At 43.1% G+C, this 20,926-nt stretch carries 16 protein-coding genes and 2 pseudogenes; 3 read left to right on the forward strand and 15 right to left on the reverse strand.

The genetic code is table 11. From position 1 onward, the window contains the following. Positions 1–495: 495 nt before the first annotated feature. The 3 genes from C0638_RS24545 to C0638_RS24555 are packed head-to-tail and all read right to left on the reverse strand — an operon-like array spanning position 496 to position 6,945. A complete protein-coding gene (locus C0638_RS24545) occupies positions 496–1,878 on the reverse strand; it encodes a lanthionine synthetase C family protein (RefSeq protein WP_058712041.1) in 1,383 nt (460 codons plus the stop codon). A 16-nt stretch (positions 1,879–1,894) separates the two neighbouring features. After that, complete coding sequence (locus tag C0638_RS24550) at positions 1,895–3,760, reverse strand: ABC transporter ATP-binding protein (RefSeq protein ID WP_058712042.1); 1,866 nt, start codon at positions 3,758–3,760, stop codon at positions 1,895–1,897. After that, complete coding sequence (locus tag C0638_RS24555) at positions 3,760–6,945, reverse strand: lantibiotic dehydratase (protein ID WP_058712043.1); 3,186 nt, start codon at positions 6,943–6,945, stop codon at positions 3,760–3,762. Before C0638_RS24555 ends, C0638_RS24550 begins: the two co-directional genes overlap by 1 nt. A 161-nt stretch (positions 6,946–7,106) precedes the next feature. Here C0638_RS24555 and C0638_RS25245 point away from each other — a divergent pair, with 161 nt between their 5' ends. Then, positions 7,107–7,277, forward strand: a complete 171-nt coding sequence (locus C0638_RS25245) for a hypothetical protein (RefSeq protein WP_155617165.1) — start codon at positions 7,107–7,109, stop codon at positions 7,275–7,277. A gap of 115 nt (positions 7,278–7,392) precedes the next feature. On the opposite strand, the gene C0638_RS25250 is transcribed toward C0638_RS25245, so the two are convergent. The 7 genes and pseudogenes from C0638_RS25250 to C0638_RS24590 all read right to left on the reverse strand — a co-directional run. Then, positions 7,393–7,560 (reverse strand): hypothetical protein, encoded by a 168-nt coding sequence (locus tag C0638_RS25250; RefSeq protein WP_155617164.1) that lies wholly within the window; start codon positions 7,558–7,560, stop codon positions 7,393–7,395. Positions 7,561–7,753: 193 nt separating this feature from the next. Further along, positions 7,754–8,521 carry a hypothetical protein gene (locus tag C0638_RS24565; RefSeq protein ID WP_058712045.1) on the reverse strand — a complete coding sequence of 256 codons (768 nt, stop codon included), beginning with the start codon at positions 8,519–8,521 and terminating at the stop codon, positions 7,754–7,756. 12 nt (positions 8,522–8,533) lie between these two features. Beyond that, positions 8,534–9,367, reverse strand: coding sequence for an ABC transporter permease (locus C0638_RS24570; RefSeq protein ID WP_058712046.1), 834 nt, complete (start codon positions 9,365–9,367; stop codon positions 8,534–8,536). After that, positions 9,364–10,092: an ABC transporter ATP-binding protein gene (locus C0638_RS24575; RefSeq protein ID WP_058712047.1), complete on the reverse strand. Its 729-nt coding sequence runs from the start codon at positions 10,090–10,092 to the stop codon at positions 9,364–9,366. The genes C0638_RS24570 and C0638_RS24575 overlap by 4 nt, the downstream gene beginning before the upstream one ends. A 156-nt stretch (positions 10,093–10,248) precedes the next feature. Beyond that, entirely contained in the window at positions 10,249–10,422 is a 174-nt protein-coding gene (locus C0638_RS24580) for a gallidermin/nisin family lantibiotic (protein WP_081317837.1), read from the reverse strand. A 183-nt stretch (positions 10,423–10,605) separates the two neighbouring features. Continuing rightward, positions 10,606–11,298: a response regulator transcription factor gene (locus C0638_RS24585; protein ID WP_058712048.1), complete on the reverse strand. Its 693-nt coding sequence runs from the start codon at positions 11,296–11,298 to the stop codon at positions 10,606–10,608. A 185-nt stretch (positions 11,299–11,483) separates the two neighbouring features. Next, positions 11,484–12,329: pseudogene (locus tag C0638_RS24590) on the reverse strand (helix-turn-helix domain-containing protein); the annotation flags it as partial. Between the two features lie 380 nt (positions 12,330–12,709). On the opposite strand from C0638_RS24590, the pseudogene C0638_RS25935 reads away from it, so the two are divergent. Continuing rightward, a pseudogene (locus C0638_RS25935) lies at positions 12,710–13,165 on the forward strand (Tn3 family transposase); the annotation flags it as partial. 31 nt (positions 13,166–13,196) lie between these two features. Then, entirely contained in the window at positions 13,197–13,424 is a 228-nt protein-coding gene (locus C0638_RS25940; RefSeq protein ID WP_233902256.1) for a tyrosine-type recombinase/integrase, read from the forward strand. Between the two features lie 781 nt (positions 13,425–14,205). Here the strand turns inward: C0638_RS25940 and C0638_RS25945 are convergent. The 5 genes from C0638_RS25945 to C0638_RS24620 form a co-directional block, all read right to left on the reverse strand. Then, positions 14,206–14,838, reverse strand: a complete 633-nt coding sequence (locus C0638_RS25945; RefSeq protein WP_233902257.1) for a serine hydrolase — start codon at positions 14,836–14,838, stop codon at positions 14,206–14,208. Positions 14,839–15,165: 327 nt separating this feature from the next. After that, on the reverse strand, positions 15,166–16,305 hold the full coding sequence (locus C0638_RS24605; RefSeq protein ID WP_013370388.1) for a 5-methyltetrahydropteroyltriglutamate--homocysteine S-methyltransferase: 1,140 nt from the start codon (positions 16,303–16,305) through the stop codon (positions 15,166–15,168). Positions 16,306–16,429: 124 nt separating this feature from the next. Beyond that, a complete protein-coding gene (locus C0638_RS24610) occupies positions 16,430–17,332 on the reverse strand; it encodes a LysR family transcriptional regulator (RefSeq protein ID WP_058712052.1) in 903 nt (300 codons plus the stop codon). Between the two features lie 133 nt (positions 17,333–17,465). Further along, positions 17,466–18,875 (reverse strand): glycoside hydrolase family 1 protein, encoded by a 1,410-nt coding sequence (locus C0638_RS24615; RefSeq protein WP_040101694.1) that lies wholly within the window; start codon positions 18,873–18,875, stop codon positions 17,466–17,468. 74 nt (positions 18,876–18,949) lie between these two features. Then, on the reverse strand, positions 18,950–20,830 hold the full coding sequence (locus C0638_RS24620) for a beta-glucoside-specific PTS transporter subunit IIABC (protein ID WP_058712053.1): 1,881 nt from the start codon (positions 20,828–20,830) through the stop codon (positions 18,950–18,952). Between the last annotated feature and the right edge of the window lie 96 nt (positions 20,831–20,926).

Here is a 20,926-nt window from a genome sequence, read left to right on the forward strand (position 1 = left end):
AAAATATGCACTATTCTCTAGTAGTCTAAACGTCTTATTCACTACCACATTTTTCTTCGCTCATCGAACTAGGGTTTGTCTTCTAAAACAAGCTGAGATTCTCAAGGAAGAAGATCTGAAAACGGCGAAAGCGTATCACTTGAGCTCATTTTCGAAGTTATGGAAGCAGGAAACGCCTGAGAAAGCGAAAGTGTTTTGGGATGACTGGTATTTTTGGGCGACACATATGCGCCTTCTCAGTATTTAATGCGAAGGAGCTTTCGGGACCATAATACCAGCCCATAATCTCGTGAAAACCCATAAGAGGAATGTCCGTAATGTACAGGAGTACTGCCTCTTTTCGACGTTGTCCCTCAACATTCTACGAATGCTTGAAAGCTCTAGCCAGACCAATGAAGAATCACATCGTTTGTGAACATGCATAAAGGGTCTGAAGATTTTTTCACGGACCCTTTTGTCATCAGTCCTGGCGGTGTCCGGTGGTGTGGTGTTAACCTATCGTATCAACAAAGCCTGATCCCAATCCGGGCTTTCCTCGCAAAGCAAAGAAGCTAGCACAAGTGCCACGCCCGCGGCACCCGTCAAAAAGCCCGCTTCATCCACTTGCTCATACTTGCCATTTACAAAATATTCATCATAATAACCAAACTTCGACTCTGCCGCATACTTATCCAGCACAGCCACAACTAGTTCATCACGAATCGCACCAAGCTTCACATGACCCGTATCCGAATACATACGTTGAACCATATGAAGCAGGCCTCCTATACCGTGACACAAGGTAGAGGCGGTGAGTCCTCCCATGGTCTGGATGCGATTCTCAATGTCTACATACGCCTGCAACCCAATTGCGCTCCATTCCTGATTATGCATCGCTTGCCCAGCTAGCCAGATGGATCGTGCAATCCCAGGCACCCCATAGCACCAGGAGTCCCACGGGTCTCGGATACTGCTCGGATGCAATTCACCCTGAAGTACCTCTTCAACAGCGACTCGCCCCGGCCATAACGTTCCTGCTTCACCGCTCACTCGCCATCGACATATCCACTCGGTGAGCCGCCGCAGATCTGCACGCATCGCTTCTGTTGTCATGCCCTGCAATTGCGATAGACTCAGAAAAGCCAGCGGTCCTGAGATACCATGGGATAGGCCCAGGTTAAAATTCCCATTTGGATACTGCACCTTTTCATGTTCGAGGAACTGATTCGCAGACAGGATATGCCAAGCAGGGATCCGATGTCCTTGATAATCTTTTTCCCCGCAGAAGATATGGAATACTTCAACAATCCGTTGCCAGATAATCTTCATCTGCGGTCGATCTGAGAAAGCCAACACAACTCGTGCAATTCCTGTCAAACCTTCGATTGTATCGTACTGACTAATACGCAATTGCCCTTCTTCCCACTGGTTTTTGCATATCTCTACATAATTTAACACAGCTTCCTCGAACCAACTAGCCAGTGTATCTAGCATGCCTTGGTAGCGCGTATTCTTTCGTGACAGAGCACGAACGCCTAGCAAAATACCCGCTAACCCACTGTATAGAGATAGAGTATGAATACCTTGCTGTTCGATTACCTGTTGGATCTTTTGCAGGTAACTATGCCCTACCATATCCCAACCGTTATCAGGATATAACTGATCCAGTTGTCCCATTAATACACAAATACCCGTAAATCCACCCGAGAAGCTTGTGTCTGACCATCGTGCTACCTGTTTCCCTTCAATCACTTGCCCAGGAACCTGCTTCATCTGGGCACGTACTTGATCAGGATCCTTATAACGCTGCACAATCGCCTGCAACACTTGTGCTACTTGCTTCCTAACTTCCCCACTTAAGGGGATCCATTGTGTCGATACCGCACTTGCCGCTTTCATCCTCAATCATCTCCTTCTAATTCACCGCAACTTCTTCTGCAAATGAACTTGCTTGCACTTGATACATCTGCGCATATACCCCACCTAAACGTATCAATTCAGCATGCGATCCCTGCTCAATGATCCGGCCGTCCTCCATGACTAAAATCTGATCGGCTAGACGCGCTGACGAGATACGATGTGTAATGAAAATCCCTATCGTGTCTCTCATTAAATGCATGAACAATTGTAGTAAGTCTCGTTCAGCCAATGGATCCAAGAACGAGCTCGGCTCGTCTAGAATATATACATCCGCACTTCGCAGAATGGCTCTTGCAATTGCAATACGTTGCCACTGTCCGCCCGAAAGTTGATGTCCTTCATCGAACCATTTGCCAAGTTGTGTATCGAGACCGTTTGGCAAATTCGCAATCACTTGGTCAATAGCTGCAACTTTGGCTGCATCCATCAATCGCTCATCTTGTTCGAGTTCAGCCAATGAGCCGAAGCCAATATTATGGCGAGCCGACATTTCATAGTGAACAAAATCTTGAAACACAACCCCCATACGTTCTTGGACTTTTTGCAGATCGTAGTCGAGAACATTACGGCCATTGACTTGGATGGTACCACGATAATCCTTGTACAATTGCATTAACAGCTTCATGAGTGTGGACTTACCCGAACCATTCTTCCCTACAATAGCCACAGTCTGCCCCTTCTTGAATGTCACATCCACTTCTCGAATCGTATCCGAATCTTGTCCTGGATAAGCGAAAGATACCTGATTGAACGAAATCTGTGTAATCTGGACACTTGCATTTGCGTGACACGATAGCTCTGTTGCACTGGGCAACTGTTTCTGTCGATTAACAGGATCCGACGTAGGCAATTGCAAGAACAAGAGCAACTGCTCCATGTAAAGATTGTTCTGTGAGAACTGGACAAGCCCCTGAATAACCCCATTCATCTGGTTCTGCGTGAGCATAATCGCCTGGATATACCCATACAAACTCCCGATCATCATCACTCCTATAAATGTCTCGTGAATTGCAAGCCCAATTAACCAGAACAAAGCTACCATTTCTAACATATCGTACAGAAAAGTAACTCGAATTCGCTTCAGTAATATGCGACGATCCACAAGGAAGAAGCCATGCAACAAATCGCGGTATCGGTTTAACAAGTAAGAACCCAGTTGGAATATTTTCACTTCCTTAAATGTACTATCGTTTGTTAAGAGATACGTCATGTACCACGATTCTCGATACTTCGGAGTACGATCCAAGTAGATTTGGAACTGTTCTCGATTGATTTTGAAAATCGAATAGATAGAAAACGTTGATATTATGAAAATCACGAGCACCACCCACCATTTCCACAGAACAAGTAGGATAGCAGATGAAATAAGTGTAATGATTCCAGAAGTTATGCCAGCCATCTGGCTATACAATTGATAGGGGCGATAAGTAGATTCTTGTGAAACCCTTTTTAATTGATCATTAATCGAAGCATTCTCAAAATCGGCCAATCCCAACGTGGTTGATTTCTCACAGATCATGACATTCATCGAATTGGAAATGACCGCCTGAAGGTTCCCCTCCACATAACTTTGGGCGACGTCGATGAAATTCTTAAAAACATAGATGACGATGAACCAAACAAAATGAGAAAGTACCCTGTATTCCCCTTCTTTCCATCCCACGGAAACACTATTCAACAAATTCTGTGTAACCATTAATGTCATCACAGGCACAGCGCCTTGAATGATGTGTAGCATCATACTTGGAATCATATACTTCTTATTCATGCGGAAAATCAATCGGAAGAGTTGCAGCCCATGTCGAACCGTCTTCCAGAGTGAAGCTAATTCATGCTGACATCCCTTCCAAATAAAGTTCATTAGCTCTTCCTCCAATATTGCAACAAGCTATTAAGGGCATGACGAGCCATAATCATTACCTTACGTTCTTTATCTCGATCAACCCCAATCAAGCGGTTTAAGTACATATGAATCACACTGAACAGGATACTGTCTTTGTTGTTCATAAGAGTGCCCTGCCGCTCATGCTCAAGAAGTACTTGCTGATACCGCTTGACAGCCTCTTCCCTGTGCTGACCAATCTGATGAATCAGCTTACCTTCTTGATGCAATGGTGCTAATTCGGATGAATCCCTCCCTAACAACTGCAGGAATAAACGTCGTTCATTACGGAAGTCATCCAGATATTCTTTTACATCGAAGCGCTCATTGAGGAGCTCGTATACCTTCTGCTCGTTGTAACCAAACTGAGTCATGTATTGTATCACACCACACACCGCCACGACCTCCTGACTTAGCTGGATCTGCTTAAATCGAAGCAACCGAACCAAATTCGCTGTGACATCGCTGTCACAAGCAAACATACGTTCCGCTAACCGCATAAGCTCAGGTCCACCATATCGTTCGATCTCTGGTTCATACGTGTCCACAACAACCTTATTTATCATTCCATCTTGAAGTAACATAGTCGTCCATTCATGGAAGATTGGGATGAACGAAGATATGTCATTACCGCTTGGCATGTTGAACCGTACTCGAATATGACGAGTTGGATCGGAGTAACGAATGAAATACGCTTGTTCAATTACACCTGCCTCACGGCATTTCTGAACAAAATCTCCCCACTGACGACCAATGAACTCATCTTGGCGACTGTCTATCCCATAGAACTTGGCATAGAACCACGATCCACCCGGCAACTGTACACGCTGCGATTCATCAACAACAGTCCGGCGAGAGATTTCTGTCTCCTTACTTACCGCCACTTCCGCTTGGGTCAGATCCATCTCTTCCGTGCGTCTAACGAGCGGGAAGACAAATTCCGCCGTCAAGGGCCCATCGCTCCGCTGGATCGGCATATCCTCGAACCCCCCTATATGCTCGATCAGCGTCACTTGACCTTTTGACTTCAAGTCTTTGCAGATCTCCTCCACATGCAGAGGATGCTCCATATCGAACAAGATACGATTATCGAATTGAGTCATATACACATACCGAGGTACTTTCCACTGCATACTAAATTCCCTAACCAGAAGCTCCAATTGCTCCTCGCTCTCGCGCTCAGATGTCTTGCCACTCAATTGTATACGCCATGTCGCTGGACTTAGCACGATGTTCCCATATCTTAAACGCGGAGTAAAGGGGGATTGATCCATTACTCCCCATTCTAATGTCGACCATTGTCGATACCCTTCCTGACTAACTTCCACCAGAAATCGGTACACATTCGGCGCACCCTGGTAGTTCAACATATGCCCAGCTGTCGGGATCACTTCGCAATTGTGCTTGCGTGACTTCAAATAAAATTTATCGTCTCGCACCCCAACCATCAAATCGGACACATGAATCTGTTGATCCTCTGGTACAGTGTGATTCGTGCCAATTCCGATTTCATAAGTGCGAAAATTTTCCGTGAGAACGACATTCGTCGATCTCGCTGCACTGGGTAAATACGAAATCTCTGCAAGCAGTTTACCTGGTGATAGGCGTTGCTCTTCCTCATGAATCTCATTGAACATGTTTTTAAACGAGACACCCATTAAATCAATAAATCGTCCGAACGTTTTCCCCGCGCCACTCGATCCAGGATTCGGTCCAAGTACCAACGTGTACTCTCCGCGATTGAGTGCTTCCCGATCCTGCACTACCATTAAAAAGTAGAGTTCCATTGACGGAGTAGGAATTAACTCACTGGTGGTTTTATCAGATTCATCCTCCAAGATCTGTTGAATCCTTTCGTTCGTGAGAACGATCTCTTGTTCACCCTGATGCATACACGAGACGAACCACTTGAAGAGTAATTGTTCACACTTCGTACTGAATGGCACACTCGGATTCTTTAACTGCCTATGAACGCTACTCGGATTTTGATAGGTGGCCGGTGGCCCTAGCCCAATCTCCTCATCCAGCAACTCCAAAATTGATATCTCTCGATACGAGCCGTATTTCTCTATGAATTCATTGCAGTATTCCTCCAGGTGTCGGTACTTACGTGTAGAAATTCGACTAAACAATTGTGCAACTTTCTCAACATCCTCACGAACCTGATAGGGCAAGGTCACGGATCGATCTTCCAAGGACAAGTCAACCTGTACCGTCGTCTTTACCTCCGCCAAAGCATTCATCATCTGTCGCAACTGAAGTAATTGCTCCTCGCCCTGCCCAATTGATCGGTTATTATACGAGCGAATATTCCGACGAATTTCATTGAGAGCAACCTTCCATTCATCTATACCCTCTACCCCATCCAACACAGACAGGATATGATCAAAGGGCTCTATACTCGTCGTCGGAGGTCGCAATTCCGAAATTAAGAATTCTTGTTCAAAAAGCTGCCAAATGTAGCGATGAATCGTATCTAATTCTGCCTCCATGAAAGCACTCTTAATCCGGGATACGAGTTCTAGGTACGGAATTGGATTTATACTAGCTTCCATCACCAGATCGAATACTGCAGAGGCTCGTACAGATACGCTATCACTTTCTCCGACGCCGAGATCGCCATATCTGGCTACGTAAGGAATTTTTGCTCGTTCGCCTTGCCGGTAGATAAGAGAGTTGCGCTGAATACGAAGCTGAACTACAACTTCACGTTGCTTCTCGATTTTATCAACAATCTTTAACAACCATTCCATATCTGGTCGCACGCGTTTGCGATACATTGCGATGCCTTCTATGTTCATCTGCGACTGTTCGGCGAATTGCCCATAAGTCACACCGGAAAACAAGCCAAATGGTGTGGGACGCGTCATCATGCGGAGCAGATAGCGCATAAAACCTTTGATAGCCTGCGCTTTCTTCCGTGCATTCTGGTCATTGCCAAGATGAGAAAGTGACTCAAGCAAGCTCGGGCTCGCTACCGCAATCGCTTCGCGAATAATCGAGTCATTGGATAATTCGACAAGTTTATTTAGCGAAAAACGCTTAAGCTCTTCTTGGTCTTTCCAATCGGAAGGAAAACACTGTATAAACAAATTGAACGGCAAAACAGGCGTGCGAACCATAAAAAAATCCAGTGCGCGATATATATTGGGTTCTTTTGTCATTTTTCCTCCTAGTTTTAGCGGACTGAAAATAAGAGATTTAGGGAGTAGTTATAGAGTCTAAATACTTGCAGACCTCTTTACATTCGACACATACCCGAAATCTTTTATAATCCTAAATTTTGAAAGCACGTAACAGCGGGAATCAAATAGAAGGATGATCAATGTTACCTATAATAAAATGGGTAAATACCCAAAAATGTCTGAGCTCGAGCAACGCATACGCCGAATCTTTTTGGATTCGCGTCGCCTTTACGGTAGCCGATAAAATCAAGGAAGCGCTAGAGCAGCAAGGCGTTTATGTGACGGGAAAAACCGTTGAGGACGCATCATGAAAGAACTGGGCTTGAAATCGCGAAACATCAAGAAGTATAAAGCAACTACGAACTCTAAGCGTAACTTCCCCGTACATGAAAACATGCTGGACCGCGCGACGAAGTTCTCCACCATTCAGATCGTGGTAGCCAATATGCCTTCCTGGAATACCAAGCACGATTGCAGAAATACGGGATAAAAAGCAACATGAGCCGCAATGGCAATTGCTACGATCACGCGTGTACAAGCCATGAAGAGCATATTCGAGTAATTACCTGCTTCTATAATGGCAAACGAATTCATTCTGCCATCCGGTACTTAACGCCCAGCCAATGTGAACATGTGTACCGTCCCACGGTGTAATCTTCTCAATTCTATGTGTCCAATCTATTCATCCACCTTTACTACACCCTAAAACAAACAGCGGATTATCTTTTTTCTGTCTTCCTTTCGTGGGGGCTTCTTCTTTTCATTTAATGGTTTCATATGCATGCTTTTACATTCCTCTCTTACTCCAAATCCAGAAACTGATGGTTGGACATATCACAACAATCCCGGTTAAATACACCCAGAAGATCATACTTCCTTGTCCGCAAAGTACTCTCAAAATACTGACAAACGGATCATGCAGAAAACGAAGTTCAGAGACGATGACATAACTGCCAAGCAACCCTAAAATGGTGCATGCATACACAATTGAAACTCGTGTGATAAGGATAGAAAAAACACTGCATATCACAAGAACCGCAATGCTAGTCAGCACAAGAAGGAAATCGTATTGGATCGTCAGCCACAATACATCGGCATATCCAATCGATTCTGGCACTAAGTACACCTCTGTCGATTGCGGATGAGAAAAGAACAACCATCCACACGCAAGCGAGACCAGCGTTGTTCCAAAGATAAGCGTGACAATCAAAACGATCTGTGTAAGTAATTTAACTAGCCAGTGCTGATAGCGATCGAACGAACGTAACATATATATGCGATACGCTCCCGAATGTATCTCATCAGCAAGCGACTCTACAAATAAGCCTGGCAACACAAACAATTGCAACAAGAACGACATATCCTTCATAATAAATATGGGCAGATTTAGTGCATCAACCGAAAACCACGGGCTTAGGTCAATTTGAATACCGCCTGTTAGACGTAAGAATCCAATATCGATCAATAGAGCGAGCAGATAAGCACATCCAAACGTTCGAATCCGCTTCCCCTTCCATATCCGTTCCAGTTCACTGATCCACAAGCCAGTGCTCACACGCCAACACTCCTAATTTAAATAATCTGCTCTCGTAAATTTTCTACGAGCAGCTACAATACATACGAAAAAGTAAATAACTAAACCCACTGCTATTGAAATTTGTGCATATTCATCGCCCGACAATGCCTTTTCGACACCAACAATCTGCATACCTGGAATCAACCCTGCATAAATCAAGGCAAGCAAGAATGCATTTTCCGTTATTAAAGGACTTCCCGGATCGAAAATACTTGTAGCAAACATTGATATAATGATATAGATCGTCGCAATACCAATTGTACGAGCCGCAGTCCTACAGTACATAGCAATCCAAATAAACAAACCGCCCCCCCCGATCAATGTAGCGAAATCAAGTGCATATTGTTTCAAAGTATAGAATAGTATTGCAGCATCTGTGGAAGGAATCCTATTCCCTGATATCATTACCTCTGGGGGAGATGGAAGTTTCATTACGCCAAAGATCGTAAACGATACGCCTAAAATGGCCATCATTAATAGGATGAATAAATTCATTATCATCCATTTGCTAACAAAGATTTGACCCCGAGAATAGCTTCTTAAAAAAAACATTCGCAATTTACCACCCTGAAACTCTTCTGTGTATAAGAGACCAGCCAACAGCGCAACCATTAAGTTCCCAAATAAATATATACTTTCTTTCATCCCTCTCGATGCCGACATGCTCGCAGCTACATAGAATGGGCTATCAGGTAAATGCCGCTGATCAACCCACATAAAATATGTTATCAATGCATAAGCAAATGGAATGCAAGAAACTAACATGAACCATGTCCATTTCTGGTGGATCAACTTCTCGAATTCAATCCTGATTAACACTTTCATGACAACATCAACTCCAAGAATGCGTCTTCTAGCCTCTGACCATCCACAATCAAATCATTCACATTACCCGTCCATATGACCACCCCTGCTCGAATAACAATAAGTTGATCACACATGAGTTGCAGCTCATCTAGAAGGTGGCTGGATACGAAGAATGATAAACCTCGTGATTCCCTCAGTTGGAGGATCAGATTACGAAGCTCCCGCATACCTAGCGGATCAAGTCCATTGGATGGCTCATCCAGAAGCAGCAGGTCGGGGGACCCTAACATAGCTTGCGCAATACCTAATCGTTGCTTCATCCCTAACGAATAAGTCTTCACTTTATCATCTGCTCGGGACTGCAATTCCACACTCTGGAGCAACTGATCGATGTGCTTTTCTCGATCTGCAGAGCGAATTTCAGAGTGCAATCGAGATAAATTTCGAAGCACCTGCCTTCCGGTCATATACTCAAAAAAGATGGGGGATTCTATAATCGCCCCTACATTAGCTAGTGCCTGTTTTCTCTGTTTTTGCACATCATATGTCCCAATGCGAATCGCTCCGCTTGTTGGCTGGATAAGCCCTGTCATTAATCGCATTAATGTTGTTTTTCCTGCTCCATTAGGGCCTATAAATCCGTAGATCATACCTTTTTCCAATTTAAAGGACGTCTCTTGAATAAGAGTCTTATTACCTATTCGCTTCGTCACACGATCCACTTCCAGAATCAGCTTGGTCATCAGTTCACACCTCTGTATGCTATATTGATTTCTCTCTTCATTTCACTACAAAAAAGTGCAGACCTCTGTCTTGCATTAGCCCACACGACTAACAACTAGACAGAAGCCTGCAGAACGTTAACATTACTGACTACATATGATCATACTTGGTTTTTATTAACAATATTTCGACGTTGTTTTACCACAAGGCACAGTTCCGCATTCACTAGATCCACAATTAGACCCAGTGAGACATCCTCCAGTGCAAGCAAACCAACTGGTAACTTGAGGCTCGATTTTGCCAACATTTTTGCTTACTTGTACATCAAGATCAAATTGATTATTAGACATAATAACTACCTCCTAAGATTTTCATTGTCTCTTGGTATTTCACCAAACTAGACAAATTCCCAATTAGAGAAGCAGTGATAGCAATCTATACCGGCGCCAATACAGATAGCGCGATCCAACTCCTCTATTACAAATTATATTATAGATTTCATTTTTTTTACTAGGGTGACATTTTTCTCCCCCCTATCGCATAACGTAATTGTTGTCAAACAATCCTCGCCGTCTTGCTACTTTGACTGCGTCTTTGCAACTACCCACATCTAGCTTTGTGAGTATATGTTTCACATGCGTTTTTATTGTTTCCTGTTCAACATGCAGAACTTCGCTTATTTTTGATTTAGAGTACCCTTCGTGCAAATACGCGATTACTTGTCGCTCGGTCCGCGTAAGGGAGCATTTAAGCTCTTCCAATCTTAGTTTGCGGAACTCATCGCGCAGCACCCTAGCGGCATCGGGATGAATTGCTACGCGATTATGATACGCATCGCGAATAGCCGCAGCAATATCCGTATAGTTCTTCTTCTTAATATAATTGACGGCTCCAACGCTAAAGGAGTCTGCAATCACTTCCAAATTATCTTCTGAAGATAAAATAATAATGCTAACATGTTTTCTCATCAAAATCTCTCTCACTGCATCCAACCCATCGTACTGGGAAGAGGTCAGTGTTACATCCATCACGATAACATCGACTTTATACTGCTCTGCAAAATGAATGGCTTCCTTCTCCGTTGCTATACCTGCGATATATTTCATATCTGGCTGCTGCTTCACATATTTGCAGATTAAATCACGCCATACCGAATCAGTCTCCACATGTAATACACCGATATCCCCCATAATTTGCAATAGCCACGCAGTATTCCCAAATCTCATACCTAAAGGTATATTTTTTAGCGCAGCAAGTACCTCCTGTTCATTTTGTGATTTTTGGTACTAGACAACGTTTTCTTAAACGTATGGGCCTCCTTGAAATGCAACAATCAACAGCACCAGAGATGTTACCCATAAAAATACGTTCATCTACTAGAGGTGGTATCAGCTACGCTGGAACTACCTCATGTTGCAGCGATATATTCAACATAATCATGTAGTTCATTTATATCTTCTAATAAAAGCCTAAATGCGTAAGTATTACCTTCCGCCCATTGTTGAAACAAACCAATCCAGTGTGGGGTATCCTCATCAGTCTCTAAGACCCAATCTAAATCAGCGTAGTTATATGTATATTGTAGAGCTTGTTGATAATCGCCTTGGGCTTCACAGACACTAGCACACAATAGATCAGCATAGGTGATGTACACAAACATGGGACAACTTAGCTTCTTGGCAGAATCATCACACCCTCGACTTTCTTGTTGATGTTTCATCAAATATTGAATTTCGGCTTTGATTGTCTCCAATCTGAATCGTGAAAATACGATACTGACAGACTGCCAAGCGCTCGGAGTGCTGGTATTTTTCCACTTCTGCCACATTCTAATAGAGCATCAGTGCAGCAGCATGTTGTCGCTGTGAAAATAATGTTTGTTTCTGCAATTTGATATAGTCTGGGAAAGTACATAAGTCCAATCATTGACGGATCGCTTCCAGCTTGTTCAGCTCCGTACAACGATATATCAATGGTTCAATTCGTGTCATGTTTTGGGGGAGGTCAATGATGTAGTTTTCTATGTATAGATCGTAAAAGTGACCTTCCGGTAAACCCATAGCCACAGTGATTCGATCAAGCTGCTGCACGGAAACAGAACGATGCTGAATATCCAATTACTAAGTGTTCTTTAATGGACAACTGAATATTCCGCAAATTGAGCCAGTGTCATATCGTTTTGTTTTAGATAATAATCAAACTTTGCCCGAAACTGTAAGTGTATTGTACAAAAATAACCACCTCTTATCAGGAACATATAGAAAATCAACTCATGAAACGAGAACTACTGCAATCAGATGAATCGGATAGGTCTTTCCGCAATTTATCATACCATTTTTTAGAATAAAATCATATACATATCAAAATTTACTCATGATACCTATTTAGATACTTTGCAATGATTTCATAATTAAAGGTATGCCATTTTCTTATTTCAGCATTTGCATAATTCTATTTTCAACGCTCGTAGTTACAATATATAGACGAACCAAAAAACGTTTCGATCTATATATTGCTGATTGGAAAACGCCCCTGGGCTATTAGACCGTAACCAGGCATGGCCGATGCTTATCCGAATTTGCAACCGGTACTGACTAACCCGATCAATTGGGCACTGATTAGGCAGCAGTACAACCACGCAATAATTTAAAACATCCAACCTAGCAAGCTTTGGACGAACTTGGTTAAGCAGTAATGACGATATTGACGATATTCTTGTGCAACTATCTTTACTCGGAGGATTTTGCGCCGGGAGATCAATTCAGGCTTGAATATCGTGGAGAATTAGAACTCGACAAATAGTCTCCATTTTTTGCGGAAAAGGCGGGGAAATAGCTATCAACCGGCTAGTGGATTAGGGATGGCCGCACTGTCGCTTCACCTCCTGCAGAAATAATTGTTTTACATCAATACCATCATGTTACAAAACATCTTATCTAACGAAGATGGTACGATATGATGACTCCAGAAGACTTACGGGCACTTACTCCACTGGTTTCCAGCACCTTCGTGCGGAGTTGGAAGTCGAGGTGCTCAAAGCAGCAAGAAGCTCCCCTATGTACCCACAGAGGAGGAGTTAAAGCGCTATTATGATGTTGTCTGGCAAGTGAAGAATTTTCAAGACATGATGATCGTTAAGACACTTTTGTATACGGCCGTTCGGGTCAGTGAACTGATTAATATCAAGTTAGTCGATGTTGATTTCCGTTACTGTCAGATCCGCATTAATAGTGGCAAGGGGAAGAAGGATATCGTATTGTACCATTCCCTTATTCGTTCAAGGAAATGTTGGCCATGCATGCTGATTCCAAAAAGAAGAAATACACCGATTGGAGAGTCTGCAAAATCCTAACCAAATCTTCGGAAGCTGCCAGCATGACTCAAAATCTGTCTCCACAAAAGCTGCGACATTTTCTCTTAGCCTGGCTATAAAAGTAAGGCACTGATGATGAGGTAATTAATAGATTTTCCATTTGATAATATCTACTTTGCGGATGGTGTCAACTTCGCTGGTAATCCCCCAAATTATAAAAACCATATAATCCCACCTGTTCCTTAAATACAGGTGGGTTCTACAACTATGGTTGTCTCCACACTCCAATATGATGAGAGACCAAATATATTACTGATTTACTGAATAAAACAATCACTTCTTCCCTTATCATATGTTAATTTGCTACTTACCTCTTCTTGAAATTCAGTATCCGTCAATAATTTGTAAAAAAACAAATCAAGCTTCTGCTTGAGCCAAATATGATCCACCCCAGATTCATCTTGAATAAACATGGCTATTTGAAATTCATTTCCTTATCGATCTGTACAATATAAAGCCTCTGTTAAAACAGAAATGGTAGATCCACCTTTATTTCCAAACTCTATTAGCTTGGAGTTATCCACTTGTCGCTGAACTAACAGTTTTAAATATGGATTTATAGAAGAAGGAACTAGCTCCTCTTAGTGTATAAGCTTCATTATATGAGCATATTCCTTAGTTGTAGAACGAGGAAGCCTTCGCGATTCTAGAACTTGAAGCCTTCGTGCATAATTCTGCTTGGTATTCCATTTCTGAATACATCCTATTCTCTTATCGCTATTTAATATTTGGTGTATTTCGATGGATTTTTCATGTATTCCTAATAGGTCATTTCACTTATTTTTTGTATTGATTCTTTAAAGCACATTTTTTCTGTTTCTTGTATATAGGAGGACATTAAACCCGCAGATGAAAAGGGAAAGATTTTATCATGTGAAGATAACGAGAGTTTCATTATATTATCATTTATCTCACTTAATCCCATTCTCGCTATCAAAAATTCTGTATTGGCATTGGAACTGTACGCTAACATACCGCTAGCAATTTCAAATAACGTAATTTTCCCTTGAACCTCTTTATGGTTTGACTTAATCCATTTGATCCAGTTATTATGAGCGTTACCATCCGAACCAGGAATATAAAATTTATTTAGTTCCTCTAAAGCCACAAGTTCATGTTCGTCTAATAATTTTGCCGCTACTTGACGAGCTAACTCAATAGCAATGATCACTTTTGCAGTACTGGCAAGCGGCATTTTAACTTCTGAATTGTAGCTTATTTTCTCCATACCATTTTTGATCATGTATAAGGAAGCTTTTTTCGGATTTTCTATTAAAAAGTTAAGAACATCCATTTCTGTTTTTTGATTATTCTGGTGCTTTGCAATTAAAAAAAATATGATAAATATAACAAATATTAAAATCATAGCTACTATAAATAAAATGATTATCATATTTTGCTCCTTAATGGAGACGCTTAGGATGAGTTTCACATAAGTCGTCTCAGTCCCCCACAGGAATTACTGTTCTTTTAGAAGTAGGAGAATCATACACTTAATCGCCTATACGGTTTCCTCAATGAGGCAATATCATAGATATTGTGCAAACGGTTTAAGACTTTTATTAATTATAGCAAAATGGTGGTGAATAAGACGTTTAGACTACTAGAGAAGAGTGCATTTTTTATAGGTGCTGGAGGTAGGTTTTCAAATGCAAAAACACGCCCTCAAGTGGCGTGTTTTAGTAATCACGAATCTCTCCAATTCAATTCCCCTAAACTCTTACTTCCAAATCTCGTCCGCAATCTCTTTAATGAAAGCAAGCTTTTTCCATTGTTGCTCTTCGGTCAGAATATTGCCCTCTTCTGTGGAAGCAAAGCCGCATTGCGGGCTGAGGCAGATGTGGTTGATGTCTACGAATTGAGTTGCTTCCTTAATACGGTTGATGACCGTTTGCTTGTCTTCCAGCTCACCCGTTTTGGAGGAAACGAGGCCCAGTACGACTTGTTTTTCATCTTTCAGATGCTTAAGCGGTGTAAAATCACCCGCACGGTCGGTATCGAATTCGAGGTAGTAGCCGTCGATGTTATCGATGCCGAACAGGGTTTCGGCTACAGGTTCATAGCCGCCAGAAGATGCCCAGGTGGAGTGATAGTTACCACGGCATACGTGGGTTGTAACGACCAAATCGGCTGGAAGATCCTTCACGGTTTCCTGATTCACGCGAGCGAACAGCTTTTTGGTATCCTCCACATTTTCACCCGCATGCTGTCTAGCTTCCCAATAGTTTTTATCACAGAGCATGCCCCATGTGCAATCATCCAGTTGCAGGCTGCGGCAGCCTTCATTATAGAGCGCTTGGATCACGGATTTGTAGGCTTTGGCAATGTCCGTCACCAGTTCATCCAGATTGCTGTAATACGTATCGGTTGATTCTTTATTTTCTCCACGCAACAGCTCAGCCAGGAACTGCGCAGGTGCCGGAATCGTTTGGCGAGCGATAGCATCCTCTCCTGCGACTTGTTTCAGGAATTTAAAATCTTCAATGAAAGGATGACGGGAATGTCCAATTTTACCGGACAAACGTGCGGTTTCCGCTCTTGTTTCCACACCTTGGAATTGGTAGCCGTTTGCAAGCTGTACCTTTTCCACGCCGTCCAGTCCCCACATAAAATCAAGATGCCACCAGGAACGTCTGAATTCCCCATCCGTCACGGCTTGAAGGCCTACGGATTTTTGCTTTTCCACCAGTTTGATAATTTCTTCATCTTCAATCTTTCTCAGCTCGTCCGCAGAGATTTCATTATTTTGAAATTGAATTCGGGCATCTTTAATCGCTTGCGGGCGCAAAAAGCTGCCAACCATATCATGTCTAAAAGGGGTCACTTTACGTTGGGATGCATTGTCAAGGATGCTGCTCATTAGGGTTATCTCCTTTTTCGCTTCAGTAGTGAAGTTGTTGTAAGAAAGATAACATACATTTTCAGCTATAAGGTAACTCTAATAAACTATAGCTAGTTATAGCCTAAGGCTATATCAAACTTTCTTATCCCCCTATTGCCTCATGCAACGCTTCTACATAGACTGTGGCCAGCTTGGAGAGCGCGACGTTTTTATGGCAAATCCATCCCACATTAATAGACTCATCACACTCCAGGGGGACGGAAATAATTTCGTTACCGTTCAGATCCGCACTAATCACTCCGGTAGAAATGGTATAGCCGTTCAAGCCAATGAGCAGATTAAAAAGGGTGGCCCGGTCATTGACGCGAATGCTTTTGGGGTGCGACAATGTACTCAGAATCTCCTCGGAAAAGTGAAAGGAATTGTACTCCCCTTGTTCAAAGGACAGATATGGGTAAGGATGAAGTTGGTCAATGGTCACGATAGACTGCCGGGATAGCGGGTTATTGGCACTGATAAATATATGCGGCTTAGCCGTAAACAGGCTGTTGAATTGCAGATTTGCATCTTTTAGCAGCTTGTTGATGACTTTGGCGTTAAATTCGTTCAAATACAGGATTCCGATCTCACTGCGTAGGCTTTTGACATCCTGTATGATTTCATGGGTTTTGGTCTCCCGCAAAGCCAGCTCATATTCATCCTGTCCATATTGATTCACCAGATTTACAAATGCATTCACTGCAAAAGCATAATGCTGCGTAGACACCGCAAAATGCTGTGGTGAAGGCTTGGCATCCAAATAGCGACTTTCCAGCAGCTCCGCCTGCTCAACGACCTGACGCGCATAACCTAGAAATTCCACGCCTTCCTTGGATAAAGAAATTCCTTTATTAGTACGCTCAAAAATGGTGATATGAATTTCTTCCTCCAGATCGCGAATCGCGTTAGACAGACTGGGCTGGGAGATGAACAACCGCTTCGCCGCCTCATTCATGGAGCCACGATTGGCAACCTCGATGACATATTTTAATTGTTGTAAGGTCAATGCATGATGTCCTTTCCGTTTATTGTTTCTTCTATTATATAATACATGATCACCCTCCTGGAAAAGGGAATAGAAACACCTCCTCAAAATGGTAACATCCATTTCAAGGAGGTGCTTTTCACTGCTACATTAATTAACGAATTTCACCGTTTGTAGCGATCAGCTTTTGATACCAGTAGAAGCTTTGTTTACGAATGCGGCGCAGATCTTTGAGATCAAATTCCTCACGATCCACATAGATGAATCCGTAACGCTTACTGGAGCCCTGATGGGTACTCACAAGGTCAATCGCAGACCACGGACAGAAGCCGAATACGTCTACGCCGTCTGTAATAGCCAATTGAATCTGCTCGATATGTTTCTTGAAGAAGTCAATACGATAAGGATCGTTCACTACATCTCCTTCTTCCAGCTTGTCAAAAGCGCCCAAGCCGTTCTCTGTCACGATTAAAGGCAGGCGGTAGCGAGAATATATCTGGCGTAATGTGGTTCTAAAACCAACCGGATCAATCTCCCAACCAAACTCTGTCGTTTGCAGGTTGGGGTTCACAGAACCTCGATATGCTCCAGGTTCACCCACAATTTCGTGCTGATCGCCTGTATGTGAAAAATCATTTCCATCATCCAAACTTTCCCCTACGGTTTGGGAGGTGTAATAGTTAAAGGCGATAAAATCTGGATTTCCTTTCGCTAATATATCCATATCCCCTTCTTCAATAACAGGCTCATAACCCTTCTCGACCAAATAGCTCCAGGCAATGTGGTTGTAGCGACCAAATACAGCCATATCCAGGTAAAGCCAGTTGCGAATGGCTGCATAGTTATCAGCCGCCAGCGTATCTTCCGGCTTGGAACTGGCTGGATAAATGACCCCAATATTCGGTGCTGGTCCAATTTTCGCGTCAGGCAGCATCTCGTGACACAACACCATCGCCTTCGCCTGCGCGACTAACATATGATGATTTTGCTGATACAGTACCTTTTGCGGATTTTCCAGGCTAGTATCCAATGTACCAATAGAACCGGGATGGAGAATCAGCATGTTCTGCTCATTAATGGTTAGCCAGTATTTCACCCTGTCCCCAAAGTTTTCAAACAACGTTTTGGCATACTGCTCGAAGGCATCAATCGTTTCCCTTTTGGACCATCCGCCTTGTTGTTCAAGCGCATAGGGCAGATCAAAATGATACATGGTAACAATCGGTTCAATACCATATTTAATTAATTCGTCAATCAATGAGCTGTAAAATGCAATTCCCTTCGGATTGACTTCACCCGCGCCTTGTGGATAGATGCGTGTCCAAGCGATCGAGAAGCGATACGCCTTAAAGCCCATTTCAGCCATCAGAGCTACGTCCTCTTTGAACATATGGTAATGATCACTGGTTACCTTAAAATCAGTCACCCCTTCAACATGGTTAGCCATGTCAATGACAGAGGGGCCTTTTCCATCTTCGTCCCATGCACCCTCTACTTGATAAGCGGAAGTTGAACCTCCCCAGAAAAAATTTTCAGGAAATGCCTTCAATTGATTATGTTTCATGATCTAGTTCCTCCAGTTATAGTTGTATCCTTGTGATTTTGCAATTCATGAATGTGGTGGTAGACTTTCCTGTATCACACAACCAAAGTTAGCAATACTTCATTTTTCTGAACCTGCTCCTGATTGGTCTCAAATACGTCCACTTTATGTTTCGTCAGGGTGACGATGACAGGGGTTACGATTTCGTACCCTGCTTCTATAATCTGCTCTCTGTCAAATTGGATTAACAAGTCCCCTTGTTTTACGATATCTCCCTCTTGAACGACCGGATTAAAATGCTTTCCTTTCAACGCGACGGTGTTAATTCCAATATGAATTAATATCTCCGTACCCGCCTTGGAAGTCAAGCCGATGGCATGTCCTGTAGGGAACAGCGACGTTACAACTCCATCTATGGGCGCTACGACCTCACCGACAGACGGTTCAATGGCTAAGCCTTTTCCCATCGCCTCTGTAGAAAATGCAGAATCATTCACTTGGCTCAGGGGTGTCGTCTTGCCTGTGATCGGGCTGTATATCGTTTCTTTCTTGATGTCAACAGCCTTGGTTGCTGTAGCAACGTGCTGGGGTTCTTCCGTCTTAACAGACTCAACTGTTGCCGCACTCTCCCCTTTCACCTTGCTTTCATAACCAAAAATAAGAGTCAGCACCGTAGCTGCTGTGAACGAACATGCAATGGCAATCACGTAAACCAAGGTAGGCGTATATACCGGAATCGCAAAAATGTTGTGAAACACATAAGCTGTCATTTTCACTCCAAAGTGTCCATTGATGGCACCGCCTATCGCCCCTGCGATAATGACAATCGGAATGACTCGTTTAAAGCGAAGTACCAGACCATACACAATCGGCTCTGTTACACCCGCCAGCAAGCCTGTAATACTCGTGGAACCCGCAAGGGTTCTAAGTGTTTTATCTTTTTTCGCCTTCAAGAAGATACCGAATGCGACACCAATTTGAGCAAATACAGCCGCAGCCGCCATCGCCTCAATCGGATCACCGCCAACACCGATATTTTGAATCGTGATCGGGGTAAAGCCCCAGTGAAGTCCGAAGACGACCATAAAGGTCATAAAACCGCCAAGCACAATTCCTGATAAAATGCCGCTTACACCGATTAACCATGTCACACCCGAAGAAATCCAATCTCCTACCGTTGTACCGAACGGTCCAAATGCGATGGCAGATAGCGGAACCATAATCATTAAAGCCAGCATCGGAACTAAAAACAGCTGCAAATCCTTAAGAATGATTTTCTTCAAAAACTTGTCGACCAACGCATAGATGCTGATAGATATGAAAATCGGGAAAACACTCGCTGAGTAGTTCATCATGACCACCGGTATTCCTAAAAACGATACATCAGAGCCTTTGTCCATCAACCCCGTAAAGTTGGGTTCCAGAAGAGCCGCACCGATCACACCAGCTACATAAGGATTCGCTTTCAGCTTTATACCGAGCGTAATCCCCAGTAAAATCGGCAAGAAGTAAAAGACAGCATTCCCGGCAGCAGACAGGATCAGATAGGTATCACTCGTTGCAGACATCCAGCCTAGCAAGGTCAAAACCGTCAAGAGGGCTTTCAGCATCCCCGAGCCTGCCATCGCCGGAATCAACGGGGAGAAACTGCCGGAAATGACTTCGAAGATTGTAGATATGACCGATGTCTTCTTTCCGCTGGATTCGTTGGCCGTAGAGGTGTCTGACCCAAAATCCCTGTTTTTCATAATCTCCGTATATACATAGGCAACATGGCTGCCAATAACGACTTGGAATTGTCCACCGCTTTCAACAACAGTAATGACTCCCTCGTGCTTCTCAAGCGCTTCTCTTTCGGCTTTTCGTGAATCCTTCAGGTCAAATCGGAGCCGTGTAGCACAATGGACAAGCCCATTGATATTTTCTTCTCCTCCAACGAGACGTACGATATCCTCGCCCATTTTCTTATGGTCCATGTTCATTCTCCTCTTGGGCAGATTGCCTGAAAACAAAAAAATACCTAAACGAAAGGCATGCATGATCATAGAAAATGATCACTGCCATTCATTTAG

This window comes from Paenibacillus sp. lzh-N1 (assembly GCF_002872435.1).
In the GTDB taxonomy this organism is placed as follows: domain Bacteria; phylum Bacillota; class Bacilli; order Paenibacillales; family Paenibacillaceae; genus Paenibacillus; species Paenibacillus polymyxa_C.

Excerpts from the sequence above, each read along its gene's own strand:
- C0638_RS24605 (WP_013370388.1), bottom strand. The coding sequence starts at position 16,305 with ATGAGCAGCATCCTTGACAATGCATCCCAACGTAAAGTGACCCCTTTT.
- C0638_RS24580 (WP_081317837.1), bottom strand. The coding sequence starts at position 10,422 with ATGTCTAATAATCAATTTGATCTTGATGTACAAGTAAGCAAAAATGTT.
- C0638_RS25250 (WP_155617164.1), bottom strand. The coding sequence starts at position 7,560 with ATGAATTCGTTTGCCATTATAGAAGCAGGTAATTACTCGAATATGCTC.
- C0638_RS24550 (WP_058712042.1), bottom strand. The coding sequence starts at position 3,760 with ATGAACTTTATTTGGAAGGGATGTCAGCATGAATTAGCTTCACTCTGG.
- C0638_RS24620 (WP_058712053.1), bottom strand. The coding sequence starts at position 20,830 with ATGGACCATAAGAAAATGGGCGAGGATATCGTACGTCTCGTTGGAGGA.
- C0638_RS24615 (WP_040101694.1), bottom strand. The coding sequence starts at position 18,875 with ATGAAACATAATCAATTGAAGGCATTTCCTGAAAATTTTTTCTGGGGA.
- C0638_RS24545 (WP_058712041.1), bottom strand. The coding sequence starts at position 1,878 with ATGAAAGCGGCAAGTGCGGTATCGACACAATGGATCCCCTTAAGTGGG.
- C0638_RS24585 (WP_058712048.1), bottom strand. The coding sequence starts at position 11,298 with ATGAGATTTGGGAATACTGCGTGGCTATTGCAAATTATGGGGGATATC.
- C0638_RS24575 (WP_058712047.1), bottom strand. The coding sequence starts at position 10,092 with ATGACCAAGCTGATTCTGGAAGTGGATCGTGTGACGAAGCGAATAGGT.
- C0638_RS24555 (WP_058712043.1), bottom strand. The coding sequence starts at position 6,945 with ATGACAAAAGAACCCAATATATATCGCGCACTGGATTTTTTTATGGTT.
- C0638_RS24570 (WP_058712046.1), bottom strand. The coding sequence starts at position 9,367 with ATGAAAGTGTTAATCAGGATTGAATTCGAGAAGTTGATCCACCAGAAA.
- C0638_RS25940 (WP_233902256.1), top strand. The coding sequence starts at position 13,197 with ATGATGATCGTTAAGACACTTTTGTATACGGCCGTTCGGGTCAGTGAA.
- C0638_RS25945 (WP_233902257.1), bottom strand. The coding sequence starts at position 14,838 with ATGATAATCATTTTATTTATAGTAGCTATGATTTTAATATTTGTTATA.
- C0638_RS25245 (WP_155617165.1), top strand. The coding sequence starts at position 7,107 with ATGTTACCTATAATAAAATGGGTAAATACCCAAAAATGTCTGAGCTCG.